The following is a 17,512-nucleotide window of genomic DNA, read 5'->3' as shown; positions in this document are numbered from 1 at the left end:
CAATCCTGCCGACTGAATCATTGCCCATTTGGGACGATGATTGTCCGTCAGAGATAAGCGGCAGGTAACAAGGAGCTCAATATGCCAAACAAGGAATTGGGAGGTGCAGGGTTGCGGGGTCAGAGTGCTGGCACGACGGCTTTATGTACTGTCGGACAAACCGGAACAGGGTTAACCTACCGCGGTTACGATATTACAGACCTTGCCAATCATGCGCAGTTTGAAGAAGTGGCTTACCTGCTACTCAAAGGCAAACTGCCGAATCAACAAGAGTTGGATGCCTACACAACGCACCTGATGCAGTTACGAGGATTACCGCAGGTACTCAAGGATGTTTTAGAACGCTTACCCGCAGAAACCCATCCGATGGATGTGATGCGCACCGGATGCTCGGTACTCGGGAATCTTGAGCCTGAGACGGATTTTTCCCAACAGTTGTCAGCGACAGAACGGTTATTGGCCTGCTTCCCGGCCATTATCTGTTACTGGTATCGGTTTAGTCATGATGGGGTACGAATCGACACCGAAGATCGGAGCGAATCCTCGATCGGAGGATACTTTCTGAAGATGTTGCTTGACCGTGAACCCGACGAGCAATTCCGTCAGGTCATGCATTGTTCACTGATTTTATATGCTGAACATGAATTTAATGCATCTACATTCAATGCCCGGGTGTGTGCTTCGACTTTATCGGATCTCCACTCCTGTATTACCGGGGCGATAGGCACGCTACGCGGTCCACTGCATGGGGGCGCGAATGAGGCAGCCATGGCAATGATTGAACAGTGGCAGACACCGGAACAAGCGGAAACAGCGCTGCTCGAAAAACTGGCCCGTAAAGACAAGATCATGGGATTTGGTCATGCGGTCTACCGGGAATGTGACCCGCGAAATGCACTGATCAAACAGTGGTCCCAACGTCTTTCACAACAGGTGGGTGATCATCACCTTTATGCTGTCTCCGAACGGGTCGAAGCGGTGATGAAACGGGAAAAGGGACTGTTTTGTAATGCCGATTTCTATCATGCGTCCGCTTACCACTTTATGGGGATTCCTACACCATTATTTACCCCGATTTTCGTCATCAGTCGTTTGACCGGTTGGGCTGCTCATGTGTTCGAGCAGCGGGACAATAACCGGATTATTCGTCCGAGTGCCGACTATCAAGGCCCTGAACATCAGGATTGGATTCCCATTGAACAGCGTTAATCAAGGACAGACTCATGAGTCAGAATGTAGATTTTAATCAACGGCAACAACCGGATGAACTACTGGTTCAAATTGCCGATTATGTCGATCAACAGCCCATTACTTCACAAGAAGCCTACCACACTGCGCGGAATTGCCTGATCGACACTCTGGGATGTGGTTTGCTTGCGTTACGGTTTCCTGAATGTACCAAGCATTTAGGTCCCATCGTACCGGGCACTACGGTGGTCAATGGCGCACGGGTTCCGGGTACCTCCCATGAGCTCGATCCGGTCACGGCCGCATTTAACATTGGCTGCATGATTCGCTGGCTTGATTTCAATGACACATGGCTGGCAGCCGAGTGGGGTCATCCCTCAGATAATCTGGGAGGTATCCTCGCGACCGCAGATTATCTGAGCCGCATGGCTGTTTCTCAAGGCAAGCCACCGCTGGTTATGAAAGATGTTTTAACCGCGATGATCAAAGCACATGAGATTCAAGGCATTCTGGCATTGAACAATAGTTTCAACCGGGTTGGCCTTGACCATGTACTTTTGGTACGAGTGGCATCTGTTGCGGTCGTGACCAAGATGCTTGGTGGCAGCAGAGAGCAGATTATTGATGCGCTTTCTCAGGCTTGGGTTGATGGTGGGGCGCTGCGAACCTATCGCCATGCGCCCAATGCCGGTTCGCGCAAATCCTGGGCTGCCGGAGATGCGACCTCGCGGGCGGTTCGGCTGGCGATGATCACCATGAAAGGCGAAATGGGGATCCCGACGGTACTCTCAGCACCACAGTGGGGATATTATGATGTGCTGTTTAAAGGAAAAGCATTTGATATACCACAAAACTTTTCCAGCTATGTGATGGAAAATGTGCTGTTTAAAATCTCATTTCCTGCTGAGTTTCATGCGCAGACGGCGGTTGAATGTGCGGTTAAATTGCATCCTCATGTCCGTGATCGGATTGACGAGATTGATCGCATTGAAATGACAACGCATGAATCCGCCATTCGTATCATCTCCAAGGTTGGTGAACTGGCCAATCCGGCAGACCGCGATCATTGCCTGCAATATATGACGGCTGTGCCATTGTTGTATGGTGATTTAGTTGCTGAACATTATGAAGATAGCTTCCATCTGAGCGACCCGCGTATTGATCAGCTCAGAGATAAAATGGTGATTCAGGAAGATGCCCGTTATAGCCGTGAGTACCTCGAATCAGATAAACGTTCGATCGCCAATGCAATCCAGGTGTTCTTCCGTGACGGGTCATGTACAGAGAAAGTTGAGGTCGAGTATCCGATTGGTCACCGGCGTCGCAGAGAAGAAGGGATTCCTGTACTTGAGCAAAAGTTCATTCGCAATTTACAGACGCGTTTCCCTCAAGGCCGTGTTAAAGCACTGACAACACTGTGTCTGGATCAGGAACGTCTGGAGCGTACACCAGTTGATGAGTTCATGGCGCTATTCATGATCAATTAACGGGTGTGAAACTAACTTCCCAAGGTCGCTGGTATCAAACGGATACCAGCCACTATCTATGGGGGAAATGATGCTTACATATGAACGAGAGTATCAATTTGCCAAGGATTACCCAGAGGCATTCTGGGGCGAGCAGGCAAATCAACTGGATTGGTTTCAGAAACCACAAACCATTCTGAGTATCGATGAACATCAGATCGAACGCTGGTTCTCTGATGGGGTGATGAATACGTCATGGATGGCGTTGGATTATCATTGTCAGCAAGGGCGGGGAGAACGAACGGCGCTGATTTATGATTCACCGGCGACAGGCGTCCAAAAACAGTGGAGTTATCAAGCTTTACGGGATGATGTTGCTCGTGTTGCTGGCATGTTAGCGGCCAAAGGGGTGACGAAAGGGGATCGGGTGGTGCTTTATATGCCGATGATTCCAGAGGCGGTCATGGGGATGTTGGCTTGTGCACGCTTGGGGGCGATTCACTCTGTGGTGTTTGGCGGTTTTGCCCCGAATGAGTTAGCTGTCAGAATCGAAGATGCTGAGCCGAAAGTGCTGATAACGGCTTCATGCGGTATCGAAGTCAACAAAATTATTCCGTATAAACCTTTGGTTGATAAAGCGATTATGGACAGTCGCTGGAAACCGGAACAGGTCATTATCGTACAACGGCCGGTTCATACCGCTGAACTCAATCAAGCAAGAGATCATGACTGGCAACAACTGCTTGAGGTTGCGACACCACATGAGTGTGTTCCGGTCCGGGCAACCGACCCGTTGTATATTCTCTATACCTCGGGGACGACCGGCAAACCGAAAGGTGTCGTCCGGGATAATGGTGGTCATGCTGTGGCAATGAAGTATTCGATGTCTGCTATCTATAATATGCCGCAAGATGGGGTATTCTGGGCTGCTTCAGATGTCGGATGGGTTGTGGGGCACTCCTATATTGTCTATGGGCCACTGCTTCATGGTTGTGCGACAGTGCTTTATGAAGGCAAACCGGTACGAACACCGGATCCGGGCGCTTTTTGGCGAGTCTGCGATGAATACCAAGTCGATGTGCTTTTCTCCGCACCGACCGCGTTCAGAGCGATAAAAAAAGAAGACCCGCACGGCGAATTTATCCAACATCATTCACTCCAATCGTTGCAGGCGATTTTTATGGCCGGAGAGCGGCTTGATCCGCCGACGCTGGAATGGGTGCAGTCTCATACCGATAAGCCCGTGATCGATCACTGGTGGCAGACCGAAACTGGCTGGGCGATTGCCGGAAACCCGTTAGGCATTGAAAAAATGGCGATTAAACCGGGGTCATCAACCAAAGCAACACCGGGATATGTGGTTGACATTCTTAATGAGCAAGGTGAGCCTCAGCGCTGTGGTCAACAGGGGTATGTGGCCCTGAAACGGCCATTGCCGCCCGGGTGTCTGCCAACCATCTGGCGTAATCATGATCGGTTTGAGTCGGGGTATTTGAGTCAGTTTCCCGGTTACTATGTATCCGGTGACGGAGGATATACGGACGAACAAGGCTATCTGTTCATCATGGGACGCATCGATGATGTGATCAATGTTGCCGGGCATCGGCTATCAACCGGAGAAATGGAAGAGATCGTCGGGGCGCATCCTGCTGTGGCCGAGTGTGCTGTGATTGGTGTACATGATGAGCTGAAAGGTCAACTTCCACTAGGATTGGTGGTGCTGAAAAATGGTATGAAGGTGGATTCGCATCAGTTAGAGCTTGAGTTAGTCGGGGAGGTGCGTGACAAAATCGGGGCGGTCGCCTGTTTTCGTCATGCTGTGGTGGTGGAGCGGTTGCCCAAAACCCGTTCCGGCAAAATTTTGCGCCGCGTGATCCGGCAGATCGCAGATGGGGAGAATTACACGGTTCCTTCAACCATTGATGATCCGTTGAGTTTATCGGAGCTTGAACATACGTTGCACCCTGATAAACCATAACGCTGTGTGAAAAATACAAAAGATGATGTCATCATCTTGCTGCGGAGAGTGTTACCAACGCAAGGCAGACTCTCTGCGGTCTTGTTTTTGCGTTATTTTTTTACCTGAGAGAGTGTCGGGTATAAACTAGCCATATTCCTATCTTGTGCCTGAGGCAGCTATGGTTAATATTCGGTTGGCGAAATCGTCGGATCTCCCGGTTCTTGAACAGATGATGTATGAATTACACAATGAGCATCACTTAGCTTGCCCACAGCACTTTAAGTCGGCAGATGCGGTGATGCAAGAGAAGCGAATTGCTGATTATTTAGAATCCCCAGAAGGGCTGGTGTTTGTTGCGCTTTGTGAGCATCGCTGTATCGGTTTTGTTTCTGGTCATTTCGCTGATTTAATTTCCTCCGTCAGCAAAACCGTCCTGATGGGCAGCATTGACGAATTTTATGTACTTCCGTCCCATCGCGGACAGGGTACTGGTAGTCAGCTTTTACAGCGTATAGAAAGAGAATTCGAAGATTATGGTGTACAACAAGTCTTTGTTGAAGTCTGGGATTTCAATCAGTCTGCCGTCAAACTCTATCAGCGACTCGGCTTTCGCCATCATATCCATTGCTTAAGAAAGGGAATTCAATAAAAAAGCGCCAGAGAGATTCAACGACTCTTAGCGCTTCTCAGTTGCGATGACGCTCTGAATACAGGATTCGAGCGTCTATTGATTCACCGTTGCTGTTGATCTGGTGCCGATGCCAAAGTAAAGGATAGACGTCTGTTACACCAGTATAAATTTTTCAATGGCTTGTGCGACGCCGTCTTCATCATTACTTGCGGTAATGTAGTCGGCAATCGCTTTGGTTTGTGGCATCGCATTTGCCATCGCAATCCCTAAACCTGCGTATTCGAGCATGTGATGATCATTTTCAGCATCACCGATACACATGACTGCTTCGGCCGGAATACCTAACCGTTCGGCTACGGCTTGAATCCCTAATCCCTTATTACTTTGTGGGTTCAGAAATTCTAGAAAATGTGGGGCGCTCTGGACAATCGTAAATTTTTCGACGACTGCCGCAGGCAAGTTTTGATAGGCCTGAGTCAGTTTTTCCGGTTCATCAACGATCATCGCTTTTATCATGGGATGATCGTCATCCAGTGTCTCAAAATCGACTTCATGGATATCGATATGATTGATTTGCGCTTCCAGCTGTGTGTATTTCGAGCTTTTGGGGGTAATGAGTCCCAGTATTTGACTGAAAGCATGGGTATTGACGTTGAGTGACCGAGCTGTTCGACCAATCGTTTTAACATCGGCAGCGCTGACAACTTGTTGACGAATGATTTCACCCGTCAGCACATTCTCGACAAAAGATCCGTTGTAATGAACGGCATAATCGTGCTCGCTGTTCAACCCTAACTGGTCGAGATAGGCCCGCAGCCCTTCTATGGGGCGGCCAGAGGATAAAACAATTTGGACGCCCTTATCCTTTGCTGCCTGTATGGCAGACTGAGTGCGGGCGGAAATTTGTTTTTGACTGTTTAGCAACGTGCCATCCATGTCGATTCCGATCAGTTTATACATGATTTATCACCGGTAACTTCAGAAATGTGGGACTAAAAATAAAACGGGGCATGAGATTTTATCCGTGGGATAACTGCCCAAGACGCACCAATATGAGGGAGTTTCAGCACAAATACAAGCATAACATCCAGTGTCATGATGGTGTTTTATCGCGATAAAACACCGATGCCGGATGTGCTTGAAATCACCCGTCCAATGGTTTCAATGCGGCGCTCCGTATGTGAGTGGAGAAATCGGACAAAGGCGTATCTTTTTGAATTTTATTATAATTGTAGATTATCGCATTGATTTTTATGTTAATACGACATGGGTTTAATTTGACCTTCTGACAAGCTTCTATTAAGGTCTGCGACTCGCATAATATGACCGCTGAATTAGGATTCATTTTGAGTATCTATAAAGTCAATGAAATCTTTCAAACTATCCAGGGTGAGGGTGTCTTTACGGGCGCACCTGCTGTTTTTGTCCGATTACAGGGGTGTCCGGTCGGGTGTTCTTGGTGTGACACGAAGCATACTTGGTTTACCGAGCCGCAGGATCAGCGGTCTGTTGACGATATTATCGTGAAAACTCAGGATAGTCCTCTTTGGTGTCAAATGAGCGCAGAAGCGATCATCGATTGTTATCATCGCCAAGGTTATACCGCGAAACATATTGTGATTACAGGCGGAGAGCCGTGTCTTTATGATTTGACCGTGTTAACCGAAGCTTTTGAAGCGATCGGGTGTCGTTGTCAGATTGAAACCAGTGGTACGGCTGACGTTCTGGCTTCCGCTCAGACATGGGTGACAGTGTCACCAAAAATAGCAATGAAAGGTCGCTTACCGGTACTGGAAGGTGCATTGCGACGAGCCAACGAAATTAAGCATCCTGTCGGGACACGTAAGGATATTGAGCAGCTCGATCATTTACTGCACCAGACACCGGTTGCCGATGATACAATCATTGCTTTACAACCGATTAGCCAGAAACCACGAGCGACTGAGTTATGTATTGAGGTGTGTATCGAACGCAATTGGCGTCTATCGATTCAGACTCATAAATACTTGTCGATTGCCTGAGGAATTGTTATGAAAAAAGCTGTTGTTGTTTTTAGTGGCGGACAAGATTCGACCACTTGCCTTGTTGAAGCGCTGCAAACTTATGATGAAGTCCATGCGATTACGTTTGATTACGGACAGCGGCACCGGCTTGAGATTGAGACTGCTCGTCAATTAGCAGCTCAATTGGGTGTGAAAGCCCATAAAGTGATGGATGTCGGCTTGCTGAATGAATTAGCGATCAGCTCACTGACACGTGACGATATTCCGGTCTCTCATGAATTACAGGACAATGGATTACCCAATTCATTTGTGCCCGGCCGCAATATTTTATTCCTGACACTTGCGGGGATTTATGCGTATCAAATCGGTGCTGAGTCCGTGATTACCGGTGTGTGTGAAACAGACTTTTCAGGATATCCGGATTGTCGGAATACGTTCATCCAAACCATGAATCGTGCACTGGTGCAGGGAATGGATCGGGAGATGCGTATTGTGACCCCGTTGATGTGGCTGAATAAAGCCGAAACATGGGCAATGGCTGACCACTATGATGCATTAGCGTTAGTCCGGAACCAGACGCTCACATGCTATAACGGTGTGATTGGTGATGGTTGCGGTGAATGTCCTTCCTGTCACCTAAGACAAGCCGGGCTGGATGAATATCTGCATAACCAAGAGGCCGTCCAACAAGCCTATTTGGATAAGCGGACCACTCAAACGCACGCATAATACCATTTTCTTAGCGAAGCTCCGATGAATGCTGTTAAGGCGTCATCGCGCCCTTCCTCAGTGCCCCATCTTTCAGGATTGATGCTCATCTGAAAGGTGGGGTTATTTTTTGAATGATATTTTTATCCCATCGAGTAACTCGTCATTCTAAGCGCTTGTTTGTCATATTTTGAAACAAAATTGGCCGTACTATCGCCTAAAAGTGAAAGCCAGAAATCATACTTGTTTTTATTGATATACCCAAATGACCTCAAGATGCAGTTTCAGCGAGAATCACTGGGCTCAGAGGCAAGGCAGAGATTTGAGTCATAGTCATTCTATGGCGAGAATCTCTAACGCAGTCTCTGAGTTCAGTGAACTCGCCCTTCGGGAGTGCTTCAATCGGCGCCTTTCTGCGTCAAATGCCATTGAAATGGGAAGGCCATTCCTGCCGACATTTTCCTTGAATGACGCCGATTGAAGACACTCTGAATCCGGCATCTTGAGGTTACTTGGGTATATAGTGACTGATGTATAAGTTGAATGAAAATGAATTAATATATTTAATGAGGTATCAACCACATCAAGTGATGAATGTAATAATAATTATAATTAAATGATAAAAAATGATTTTATATTAAACGTGCCAGCGCTTATTTAGTGAGGTAAATTAACATTGATACTGATGTGAGATGGTGGGTTATTTTGTGGTGTACTATTATCTGTTGATGTTTATTGAGCTGTTTTTATAAATCGATGTTATATTTTTTGATGTATGATTTCTTAGTTTAATTGCAAGTAAAATAAAAGCTTAATCAAAATGAAGGAAGTATTATTGACCCGAGAAGGCTGCCTGTTATTTCCTATCTTCTATTTATCCAGTGGTCATATTTTATCATCTAAAATAAGTTGCTGTTCCTTTTATATCCACATGATGAAAATCATGCACCGAGCTATGCGCCCATTCGCACGATTACACTCATAACACGGATTGTGCTGAGAACAAGCTGCATCTCGCACGAGCGCAAATCTTTAAGGGGCTGGATAAAGATGCTGACGATAGAGCCATCACTTGATTCCATAAGTTAAATTAATCCTGAAAAATATGGGATGAAACGCTGATTTCATCGGCGAAATTAAATCACATCGATAACAGTGATAATGTTTATATTTGATGGAATACATACAGAAGGTATCGTGCTTTTAATATTAGATTGAATAATAAGATGGCGAGTGTTCATATCATTATAAATAATATCTCAGATATTGTTCGATCATGCTCTCATTTTTAATGTTCTTTTGGTTTTTTATACAACAAGTTGAACATTGAGTGTTGAGATGTGTATATTTTCAGCCATAATATACCTGCTTGTTTATTCTATATCGGCTTTATTTGTCTTTAAAATAGATGAGTAATATAGAAAGATAACAAGGAAGCGAAAGTTAAAATTATATGTTGTTGCTCCGTGTGCTGAATTTTAATGTCAAGCATATTGGGTACCTTTTAAATAAGGCATTATTTCATTTAATGACTTAATTTGAATATATTTTGGCTTTCGTTATTGAAAGGAAATTAATGTTCACTAAATAGCCTATAAAAACGGAAGAAATATTATGAAATTAACACCTATATTCGCTGCTCTTATCGCATCAGTTGGCCTGAGCAGTCAATCAGCATTGGCTTCAACACAAGAACATGCAACTGTAGACAATGCGCCTACTGTGGCAAGTTGTTCCGCACCTGACTGGTTGATTGCTTCGGGAAGCCTCACTCCGGGAACCGTTGTCGCTGGTGGCAAAGTATCTGTTGAAACAACTGTTACCACAGGGTGCCCTCAAAACTCTGGGACTGCTCCGACGCTAGGCGTTTTACTGGCGGATGCGAATGGACAGCCGTTGGGACTTTTCGGTGAGATTCCGATTGCGCTACCATCAGGTGCACGTTACAGCTTCACGCTCACTATTCCTAAATCACTTTCTGCGGGTAATTACATGATTGTCTTATCTGCCGATTATCGTCAGGTCGTAAAAGAGACGAATGAGAGTAACAACGTTGCAGCAGCACGTCTGACAGTTGTTAACAGCGCTGCTGAAGTTGCTGAAGCACAAGCTGAGCAGTCTTCGCAACTCAGCACCAGTGGACCGGTGAATTATATCGATCGCAGCACAATGAGTAGCGATATCTTCATGGGAGCAGGAGTACCTGAAATCGAAGGTATGACTGTTGTGGAAGAAAATACCAAAGTTGTTGAAGATTTATTGAAACGTCATTCAGCCAAATAAGTCATATTGACTGATTCCGGGCGAAGTCATTCGCCCGGATTTTCTTCTGCCTGTCATCGTTTTTCTCTATCTGCCACTTCTACCATCAATTCATATCGCGCATTGACCACGGATAGCGAACGCTAAAGTAAAAGTAATCCACTTGGCAGGGTATCACCGAAGATGCGTTGTGAGTCACTTTCAGAGACTTGGCTGACTTCATTAATGAGAGCAAGCCAGCTTTGTGGCGCTTTGCTTTGTTTGAGTTTATCCGTGACAGCCGTACGCAGCGCATCAGCAATATCAATCTGCCGATCTCCGGTTTTTCTGGACATCATCATGGCTGCAAACCCGATCATCGGCTCTTTTTTCCAATCTTGTTGCAGTAATTCCGCTAACCAGTGACTGAGTTGGGTGCTCGGTATCACTTTATGCTGGCTGCCATAAAGTAGCACTCTTGATGCCAGACGGCCGACCGCCCACCAATGCGCTTGTGCATATTGAGACTGGCGCAACGCCCGTTTGATGAACCAGTTCGCCAACAGGATCTTATCTTCCGTTTCCAGGTGCTCCAGTGAAGCAGCCAGACGAACCATCGCTTCATACCCTTTTTCCTGGGCTATTTTGGCCTGTTTACTGCTGTTATGTGCACCGGGATGGAGGTATTTGGCGATATCGGCCAAAATGGTTTCTTGTCGTTCCTGATTGAGGCCACCGCAAATCCGACGCCAAAAAGTCCACCAGTCACTCCAGCTTTGGTGGGTCTGAAATTGAATGCCTTGCGAATAGAGTGACCAAATCTGCTCGATACGCCAACTATCGACCGGATCACCGAATCCCGGACGTAAGGTGAATCCTGCCAGCCGCAGCCAGTTTTTTTCGTGTGCTTCGGAGCGTCGGCGTCTTTTCTTACCCTGATCCAATCGATCAAATAACTGGCGGTTGGTGATGATATCCCAGCCATCTTTTTCACCGAGCCAGTGAGTCAGTGATTTATTCAGTGTCCGCGGATCGGCCTGAGGATCACTGTTTCTATTGCCACTGTATAAGCCGGTAATCAGTTCACAGGCCTGAGCTAGCCCGGGAATATCCGATGACGTGGCGGCTTCATGCTGTGACTGATGACGGACTTCAAACTCCAACTGCCAGCGATGTTGCTCGTTATCGACCTGAACACATTCTAACTGCAAGGTGCCGACTGGAGTGAGCTGGGTGGAGAGATATACTTCAACCCGATCTTTTTGATTGGCCGCCAGCGATTGCTCGGACATCCGTTCTAGTGACGTAATGTAGGGCGGTAATGGTGAAAAATAGTCGGGGTCGACATCGACCAGTTGTCCGTTTTGAATCGATGACTCATCACCGAGGCTATCATGTCGTGAGGTCAGTAGGTTAAAACGCACCGGTTCGCCAAGGGTGAGAGAAAAACGACGGCTCGACAAGCGGATTTCGTGGCCTTCATCGGTGCCTTTGGCTAACAGGCAGAGCGCCTGAGACGTTTTCTGTTTACGCTGTTCTAAATGCAAAAAGTAAGACCGTGCCGCACCGCCACCGATTTTCAGCTGTGCGCCTCGGCAGGCCTTAAGATATCCGACAGAACCGAGCGCGACAGCCAGATCGGGGTGAGGATTGTCGAGCAGGATAATCGGTTGTCCGGTCCAGTCCGACAACACTTGCGTCAGCCGCTGTTGAATTAGCGCGCTATTAAAAACGCCACCGTTAAGTAAGAGGCCAAGCGGGGCTGACGGTTGATCGGTTGTCCGGGTTAACGTCGGATGCTGCGCCAGAAATGCGGCGATATGTTTGGTAATCGCAGGATCGGCAGCATAGGGCAGACCGAACTCAAGCACCGCACCTTTTCTCTGGGTCGGCAGGGTATCGAGCGTGGTGTGAGGAAAGAATCCATCCAGTGCCATCTGCTGAACTTGCGTTTTATCGAGGTGAATACTTTTGGTGCCTCCCAAAAGTTTTGAACCACTGCCCAATAAGGTAATTTTGGCTGATTCCGGTGACTGCGCCGCAAGTAGGCTCTCTTTGGTTCTTCGGGTTTGCTGAATGAGTTTACTCAGGCGAGACGAACTAAGCTTTTGAGTCTGATTATGTTGCTGAGTCAATTGTTGCTCGGCAAGATGGGCCAGTGCGAGATCGATGTTATCCCCACCGAGCATTAAATGTTCTCCGACCCCGACCCGATCCAATTGCAACGCATCCTGTTCTAATGTTGCCGAGATGAGGCTGAGATCGGTTGTGCCGCCACCGACATCGCAAATCAGAATCGCGGATACATCTTTGAGCTGTGTGGTTGCTTGAGACTGGAAGCGATTATACCAGTCATAACAAACGGCCTGCGGCTCCTCAAGGAGTTTGACATGAGGCATCCCCGCCAGTGCCGCCGCTTCCAGTGTCAGCTTCCGAGCGCTTTCATCAAACGAAGCCGGTACGGTGACTACAATGTCCTGTTGCTCGAGCGGGGCGGCCGGATGGTGATAATTCCACGCCTGACGGATGTGGTTGAGATAACTGGCGCTGGCGATGAGCGGAGAAACTTTTTCGACATCTTGTGTGCCGGCCCAGGGTAAAATTGCTTCGTAGCGATCAACCGAAGGATGCGACAACCAGCTTTTAGCACTGACGACCTGTCGGCCTTCAACCTGAGCACCGAGTTCTCTGGCCCATTCCCCGATAATTACCGGTGTGAAATCACCATCGACCGGCTGATGTGTCCAAGGGAGTTCGGTATCCGTCGGGTGGTGCTGTCCTTGTGCCGGATGAAAACGAAACGAGGGAAGTGTCGCCCGACGGGCGACTTCACCGGGGCCGATGAGTTGGTCGATTTCAAAAAGCCGGATCGGACATTCGGATAGATTCTGGCCGTTCTCGCAATAGGCCACAACCGTATTGGTTGTGCCCAAATCGATGCCGACTAAATAATGTTGTGTCGCCATAGTTATCCTTCACGTACATCAAACTCGACATGCCATGTCTGGCCGTTATCGGTGGCGATTGCTTCCAGATACAACGTGCCCACTTCGGTTACCCGGGCGGCGAGCGTGACCGGAACAATCTGGCCGTTTTTACGCCCTTCGGTGACGGGGAGTGTCACTTGAATCTCTGGCAGTTCTTGGAGTTCATCACCAGACCACGTCTCTAAATGAGTGCCGGCTGAGTCATCGCGCCGAACTGTTGAGCCGAAAAACTGGAAGTGAACCGGTTGACCGATCACCAAACCGAATTCCCGCTGGTTGATGATGACACAGGCGCCTTCTTCCATCCCGAACGGGGCGACGCACATGGCTTCCAGCGGTGGTGCCATGCCCGGAATTGCCGGCATCGCACTTTCAATCCCGACATAATAAGCACTGGCTAATCCGCCGCGAATTCTGACGCCGCTTCCCTGACGGACTGCACCATAATACGCAGCGCCCTGAGACACCGCCAGATCAAGGTGAATACCCGTCAGGGTACGAGCGGGTTCGGCCCCGGCGTCGGTCAGCCAGCGATTGATGGTGGTCAGCAAACGTTCGGTCAGTAGTGTTGATTTGAGCACACCACCGTTGAGTAAAATCGCGCTGGGTTGGATAAAGGCTGGCGTACTGGCCGCTTCCAGACCGGGAATTCCGCCAAATGGCATCATGGCATCTGTCGTGTCAGTGGCGGCATTTGCTTGCTTGGTTAAAAATGCTGCAATGTGACGAGTGATTCCGGCATCTTGCGCATATGGCAGACCCATTTGCGTCAGTGCGCCTCGGGCTCTTTGCTGAGGCAGTTCATCAACCCCGACTTGGGGGAAAAAGCCATCAACCAGTGTCTGGCGAACATCTTGTTGAGTGAGTTCGGTTTTCAACGTCGAACCGAACAGTTTCGAGCTTCTGCTTGGTACAACAATTGGTACGGCAGCCAGCGCTGCATCATTAAGCAGGGCTTCTTTGGCATCACGGCAAGCGTGGGTGAGCGCCTGAATTTGCCACGCTTGCAGTTCTTGACCATTTTGCGCCAGCTTCATTTTCAGACGATAGGCGAGGGCGAGATCCATATTGTCCCCGCCCAGAAGAATATGTTCACCGACCGCAACCCGCTCCAGAACCAAGTGTCCGTCACTTTCTTTGACTTCAACCAGCGATAAGTCGGTTGTGCCGCCACCGATATCGACAACCAAAACCACATCACCGACGTTGACACGGTCACGCCATGACTCACCATTGGCATCAATCCAGCTATAGAGTGCTGCTTGAGGTTCTTCCAGCAGTGTCCGGCGGTTGAGGCCGATATTTTTGGCGGCTTCTGCGGTGAAGTCACGCGCTGCCGGGTCAAACGAGGCCGGAATCGTAATGGTGACATCCTGTTCGGCTAAAGGATACTGAGGAAACTGATGATTCCAGGCGTTTTGCAAGTGCTCAAGATACAGTTCGCTGGCCTGTAGTGGCGACAGCTTACTGACATCATCCGGACTGCCGGCCGGTAAGAACGCATCACGGCGGTTGACGCCACCGTGACACAGCCACGATTTGGCACTGGCGATGAGGCGAATCGGGGTTTTGCTGCCCAACTGGCGGGCGATTGCCCCGACCAATGCTTGCGGCTCATCACTCCAAGGGAGGATCCGCGAACTGGGCGACATTTCATGTTCATGGGGCTGATAGATAAATGAGCCTAACTGAGGTAATGATTCAACCGTCCCCGGTGCGGTCATTTGTGGAATAGATAATACCGAAACCTGCGGGGTTTCAGCGTGCATATCCACATAAGACAGCACACTATGAGTGGTTCCGAGATCGATACCGACACAGTAACGCGCATGTTGTTCCATTACAGTTCCACCTCTGCTGGCGCAATAATCGATGCATCATAGTCTGGTGCGGTTTGAGGAAGATTGATCGCTGTGACTTGCCAGCCTTTGTGAATCAACAACCCCTGATAAGGTGCATTGCCGGTGACATGTCCTGTCAGACGAATGGCTTGCGGGTTGAAATCGGCTTCAATCGTGATATTGCTTTCTTCTGCTTCATCGCGAACCGGTTGCAGACAGAGATAGTCATCGAGCACTTTTTTACCACCGCTGTGGATCACGCGTGCAGCGGCACCGACTTCTTCATCGGAATAGTGGATAATATCTTCATTGAGAAAATCGACCAGTCTGGCTTCTTTCTGGAACAGAGCAAGTATTTGTAAGGCAGAGTCCGTTGGTGCTGTTGCCAGTTTGGATTCAACGACTTTCTCCACGACTTTTTCGACTTCAACAACTTTTTCGACTTCGACAATCTTTTCAACCGGTTTTTCAACGACGGTTTCGACGGGTTTCTCTACAATTTTTTCGACGACTTTTGCCCGGCGGCTGATGACTAAAATAAATAAAACGATGGCACACAGGGCTAAAATGGCATGAAGCATGTCGAAACTCGTCGGCATTGTGTTTAGATCGAAGGTCATATGTAATTCTCTGCTACATTAAAATAGTGGCGCAAATCTTAACACAAAAGGCCATAAATCCATGTATGAAGTCTCTGGATTTGCCGTTATCAGGCGCTTGTTCGCTGATTATTTGTTCATCCTGTTCGGGGGATTGTCTCTGTGATTCGCTTTTTGCGATTATTTCATTATGATCACGGGTTTGAGCGAAATACTGGGTATATAGGTTATGAACTGCAATCGGGTAGTCTGCTTCGATCTGGAAATGTGTTGTTGGAATGAAAACGGTGTCGGCACAACCGGAGAAATTATTGAAATCGGTTTGGCTGAAATTGCGCTGGATGAAGGTAAGATCGTCAAAAGAGCCCAGTATTATGTTCAGCCGGAACAGGATGAGGTGTCTTTATTCTGTGCAGAACTGACCGGAATTACCCCGCGTAAACTGGAGAAACAAGGGCGACCTCTGGCACAGGTGATTCAGTCGATGATCAAAAACTTTGGTTCAACCAAGAAAGTCTATATGGCATGGGGCAGGGATGATCTGATTTTGCAACGGGAGTGTGAACAGAAAGGTATCGAATCGCCGATTCATGAGTTTATCAATCTGGCAACCTTGTACCGGATTCAACACCGGGTGAAAGAACGCCGCATCGGACACCGGACGGCTCAAGAGTCGGCAGGGATTCCGTGGGAAGGGCGTCAGCACTCCGGATATGTTGACGCCTATAATCTCGCTAAGCTGGCGTTGACCATGTTATAGCTCGGTGTATTTACAGCGCGAAAGAAACGTTCCGGCTTACCGCGTTGCTATTTATTTTATTGCTGTCTTACAGTGTTGCAACATCTTACAGCGTTGCAATGGCAACCAATACGACACTGCCGACAATCATGCTGCCACCGATCCATTGTTGTAAGCTCATCCGTTCATGGAAGCGACGTTTGGAAAAGTATAGTGTGCCGAGAATCTCGATTTGTCCCAGTGTTTTGACCAGTGCCGGATTTATCAGGGCAAAGCCGGTGAACCATCCGATCGAGCCCAGTGAACTGAGAATACCCACTTTGGTACTGAGCAGAAAAGACTGTTTCACTGGCGCTAAGAAATCACGGCTGCGATAGATTTGCAGACCACATAAGAGTACCGATTGTAGGGCAAGGACGTACCAGATGGTGACACCCGCGCTGGTAATAATCGAGCCCTGCAATGAGTGGCTTGCAAGTGACGCTGTCACTGATGTGATGGCAAAACAGAATCCACTTCCCAGCCCAGCCAGCAGCGACATATCTTTATGCATATAACGTAAATTGCTCAGTCGCATACTCATCACTAATGTCCCAGTGACACCCAGTGCAATACCGCTCCAGGCAATCAGGTTCAGCGAGTTGTGTAATAGTGGAATACCGATCAGGGCAGCAAGTACCGCTTCTGTTTTTGCCAGAAGTGTACCTAACGCAAAACTGCCGGATTGAAATACCCGGAGCATCAGATAGGTAGCAAGCACTTGTGCAATGGCACAAACGGATGCATAACCCAAAAATAGCCCAACGGACGGTAAGGTGACTTGCCCGATGAAATGCCAGCAAATCACTAAATAAACACTCACAATGGGCAAGCCGTACAATGAACGTGCCATGGTGGCATGTAAAAAGCCTTGCTCTTGAGACAGTGTTTTTTGATAAGCAGTCCGGATCGATTGGCAGGCCGCAGCAAAGAGTGTTACAAGAATCCACATCTTAAGGAATCCTTTGTTAGAAAAAGAGAGCGGAAAAGAAAAAGCAGCATAGCTTTTGTTGCTGCTTTTGTAAAAACAATCATGATGATAGAAGCAATCATCATGCTGACGGAGGGAGAAAAGGTTTAGATACCGCCCGCAGTATCTAAACCCGATGA

Annotated in this window: 13 protein-coding genes; 8 read left to right on the top strand and 5 right to left on the bottom strand. The window is 48.1% G+C overall.

Annotation, left to right across the window (positions count from 1 at the left end; all coding sequences use genetic code 11):
• Positions 1-81: 81 nt before the first annotated feature.
• The 4 genes from prpC (at position 82) to BSQ33_RS01450 (ending at position 5,263) form a co-directional block, all read left to right on the top strand.
• Positions 82-1,209 (top strand): bifunctional 2-methylcitrate synthase/citrate synthase, encoded by a 1,128-nt coding sequence (prpC, locus tag BSQ33_RS01465; RefSeq protein ID WP_088133055.1) that lies wholly within the window; start codon positions 82-84, stop codon positions 1,207-1,209.
• 14 nt (positions 1,210-1,223) lie between these two features.
• Positions 1,224-2,675 (top strand): bifunctional 2-methylcitrate dehydratase/aconitate hydratase, encoded by a 1,452-nt coding sequence (locus BSQ33_RS01460; protein ID WP_088133053.1) that lies wholly within the window; start codon positions 1,224-1,226, stop codon positions 2,673-2,675.
• Positions 2,676-2,745: 70 nt separating this feature from the next.
• The gene (locus BSQ33_RS01455) at positions 2,746-4,632 is read left to right on the top strand and encodes a propionyl-CoA synthetase (protein WP_088134500.1); all 1,887 of its coding nucleotides are present in this window, start codon (positions 2,746-2,748) and stop codon (positions 4,630-4,632) included.
• Positions 4,633-4,792: 160 nt separating this feature from the next.
• Positions 4,793-5,263, top strand: coding sequence for a GNAT family N-acetyltransferase (locus BSQ33_RS01450; RefSeq protein ID WP_021021612.1), 471 nt, complete (start codon positions 4,793-4,795; stop codon positions 5,261-5,263).
• Between the two features lie 135 nt (positions 5,264-5,398).
• Here BSQ33_RS01450 and yidA read toward each other — a convergent pair whose 3' ends face one another.
• Entirely contained in the window at positions 5,399-6,205 is an 807-nt protein-coding gene (gene yidA / locus BSQ33_RS01445) for a sugar-phosphatase (protein WP_088133051.1), read from the bottom strand.
• A 362-nt stretch (positions 6,206-6,567) separates the two neighbouring features.
• Between yidA and queE the strand changes: the two genes are divergently transcribed.
• The 3 genes from queE to BSQ33_RS01430 all read left to right on the top strand — a co-directional run bounded on the left by queE (position 6,568) and on the right by BSQ33_RS01430 (position 10,239).
• On the top strand, positions 6,568-7,266 hold the full coding sequence (gene queE, locus BSQ33_RS01440) for a 7-carboxy-7-deazaguanine synthase QueE (protein WP_198298131.1): 699 nt from the start codon (positions 6,568-6,570) through the stop codon (positions 7,264-7,266).
• A 9-nt stretch (positions 7,267-7,275) separates the two neighbouring features.
• A complete protein-coding gene (gene queC / locus BSQ33_RS01435) occupies positions 7,276-7,977 on the top strand; it encodes a 7-cyano-7-deazaguanine synthase QueC (protein WP_088133049.1) in 702 nt (233 codons plus the stop codon).
• A gap of 1,593 nt (positions 7,978-9,570) precedes the next feature.
• On the top strand, positions 9,571-10,239 hold the full coding sequence (locus BSQ33_RS01430) for a CARDB domain-containing protein (RefSeq protein WP_088133047.1): 669 nt from the start codon (positions 9,571-9,573) through the stop codon (positions 10,237-10,239).
• A 122-nt stretch (positions 10,240-10,361) separates the two neighbouring features.
• On the opposite strand, the gene BSQ33_RS01425 is transcribed toward BSQ33_RS01430, so the two are convergent.
• From BSQ33_RS01425 to BSQ33_RS01415, 3 genes are read right to left on the bottom strand one after another with little or no spacing between them, the layout of a single operon-like run.
• Positions 10,362-13,163, bottom strand: a complete 2,802-nt coding sequence (locus BSQ33_RS01425) for an Hsp70 family protein (protein ID WP_088133045.1) — start codon at positions 13,161-13,163, stop codon at positions 10,362-10,364.
• 2 nt (positions 13,164-13,165) lie between these two features.
• Positions 13,166-15,025: an Hsp70 family protein gene (locus BSQ33_RS01420; RefSeq protein WP_088133043.1), complete on the bottom strand. Its 1,860-nt coding sequence runs from the start codon at positions 15,023-15,025 to the stop codon at positions 13,166-13,168.
• Complete coding sequence (locus BSQ33_RS01415; RefSeq protein ID WP_088133041.1) at positions 15,025-15,645, bottom strand: DUF2760 domain-containing protein; 621 nt, start codon at positions 15,643-15,645, stop codon at positions 15,025-15,027. The genes BSQ33_RS01420 and BSQ33_RS01415 overlap by 1 nt, the downstream gene beginning before the upstream one ends.
• Before the next feature lie 208 nt (positions 15,646-15,853).
• Here BSQ33_RS01415 and BSQ33_RS01410 point away from each other — a divergent pair, with 208 nt between their 5' ends.
• The gene (locus BSQ33_RS01410; protein WP_027694382.1) at positions 15,854-16,384 is read left to right on the top strand and encodes a 3'-5' exonuclease; all 531 of its coding nucleotides are present in this window, start codon (positions 15,854-15,856) and stop codon (positions 16,382-16,384) included.
• 85 nt (positions 16,385-16,469) lie between these two features.
• On the opposite strand, the gene BSQ33_RS01405 is transcribed toward BSQ33_RS01410, so the two are convergent.
• Positions 16,470-17,354, bottom strand: a complete 885-nt coding sequence (locus tag BSQ33_RS01405; RefSeq protein ID WP_021021621.1) for a DMT family transporter — start codon at positions 17,352-17,354, stop codon at positions 16,470-16,472.
• Positions 17,355-17,512: the final 158 nt, after the last annotated feature.

Source organism: Vibrio gazogenes (assembly GCF_002196515.1).
In the GTDB taxonomy this organism is placed as follows: Bacteria; Pseudomonadota; Gammaproteobacteria; order Enterobacterales; family Vibrionaceae; genus Vibrio; species Vibrio gazogenes_A.
Note: the sequence above shows the minus strand (reverse complement) of the source record. Positions and strands in the feature narration are given on the sequence as shown.

What these genes read in the sequence shown, in the direction of transcription:
- prpC (WP_088133055.1), top strand. Translation starts at nt 82, where the DNA reads ATGCCAAACAAGGAATTGGGAGGTGCAGGGTTGCGGGGTCAGAGTGCT.
- BSQ33_RS01460 (WP_088133053.1), top strand. Translation starts at nt 1,224, where the DNA reads ATGAGTCAGAATGTAGATTTTAATCAACGGCAACAACCGGATGAACTA.
- BSQ33_RS01455 (WP_088134500.1), top strand. Translation starts at nt 2,746, where the DNA reads ATGCTTACATATGAACGAGAGTATCAATTTGCCAAGGATTACCCAGAG.
- BSQ33_RS01450 (WP_021021612.1), top strand. Translation starts at nt 4,793, where the DNA reads ATGGTTAATATTCGGTTGGCGAAATCGTCGGATCTCCCGGTTCTTGAA.
- yidA (WP_088133051.1), bottom strand. Translation starts at nt 6,205, where the DNA reads ATGTATAAACTGATCGGAATCGACATGGATGGCACGTTGCTAAACAGT.
- queE (WP_198298131.1), top strand. Translation starts at nt 6,568, where the DNA reads ATGACCGCTGAATTAGGATTCATTTTGAGTATCTATAAAGTCAATGAA.
- queC (WP_088133049.1), top strand. Translation starts at nt 7,276, where the DNA reads ATGAAAAAAGCTGTTGTTGTTTTTAGTGGCGGACAAGATTCGACCACT.
- BSQ33_RS01430 (WP_088133047.1), top strand. Translation starts at nt 9,571, where the DNA reads ATGAAATTAACACCTATATTCGCTGCTCTTATCGCATCAGTTGGCCTG.
- BSQ33_RS01425 (WP_088133045.1), bottom strand. Translation starts at nt 13,163, where the DNA reads ATGGCGACACAACATTATTTAGTCGGCATCGATTTGGGCACAACCAAT.
- BSQ33_RS01420 (WP_088133043.1), bottom strand. Translation starts at nt 15,025, where the DNA reads ATGGAACAACATGCGCGTTACTGTGTCGGTATCGATCTCGGAACCACT.
- BSQ33_RS01415 (WP_088133041.1), bottom strand. Translation starts at nt 15,645, where the DNA reads ATGACCTTCGATCTAAACACAATGCCGACGAGTTTCGACATGCTTCAT.
- BSQ33_RS01410 (WP_027694382.1), top strand. Translation starts at nt 15,854, where the DNA reads ATGAACTGCAATCGGGTAGTCTGCTTCGATCTGGAAATGTGTTGTTGG.
- BSQ33_RS01405 (WP_021021621.1), bottom strand. Translation starts at nt 17,354, where the DNA reads ATGTGGATTCTTGTAACACTCTTTGCTGCGGCCTGCCAATCGATCCGG.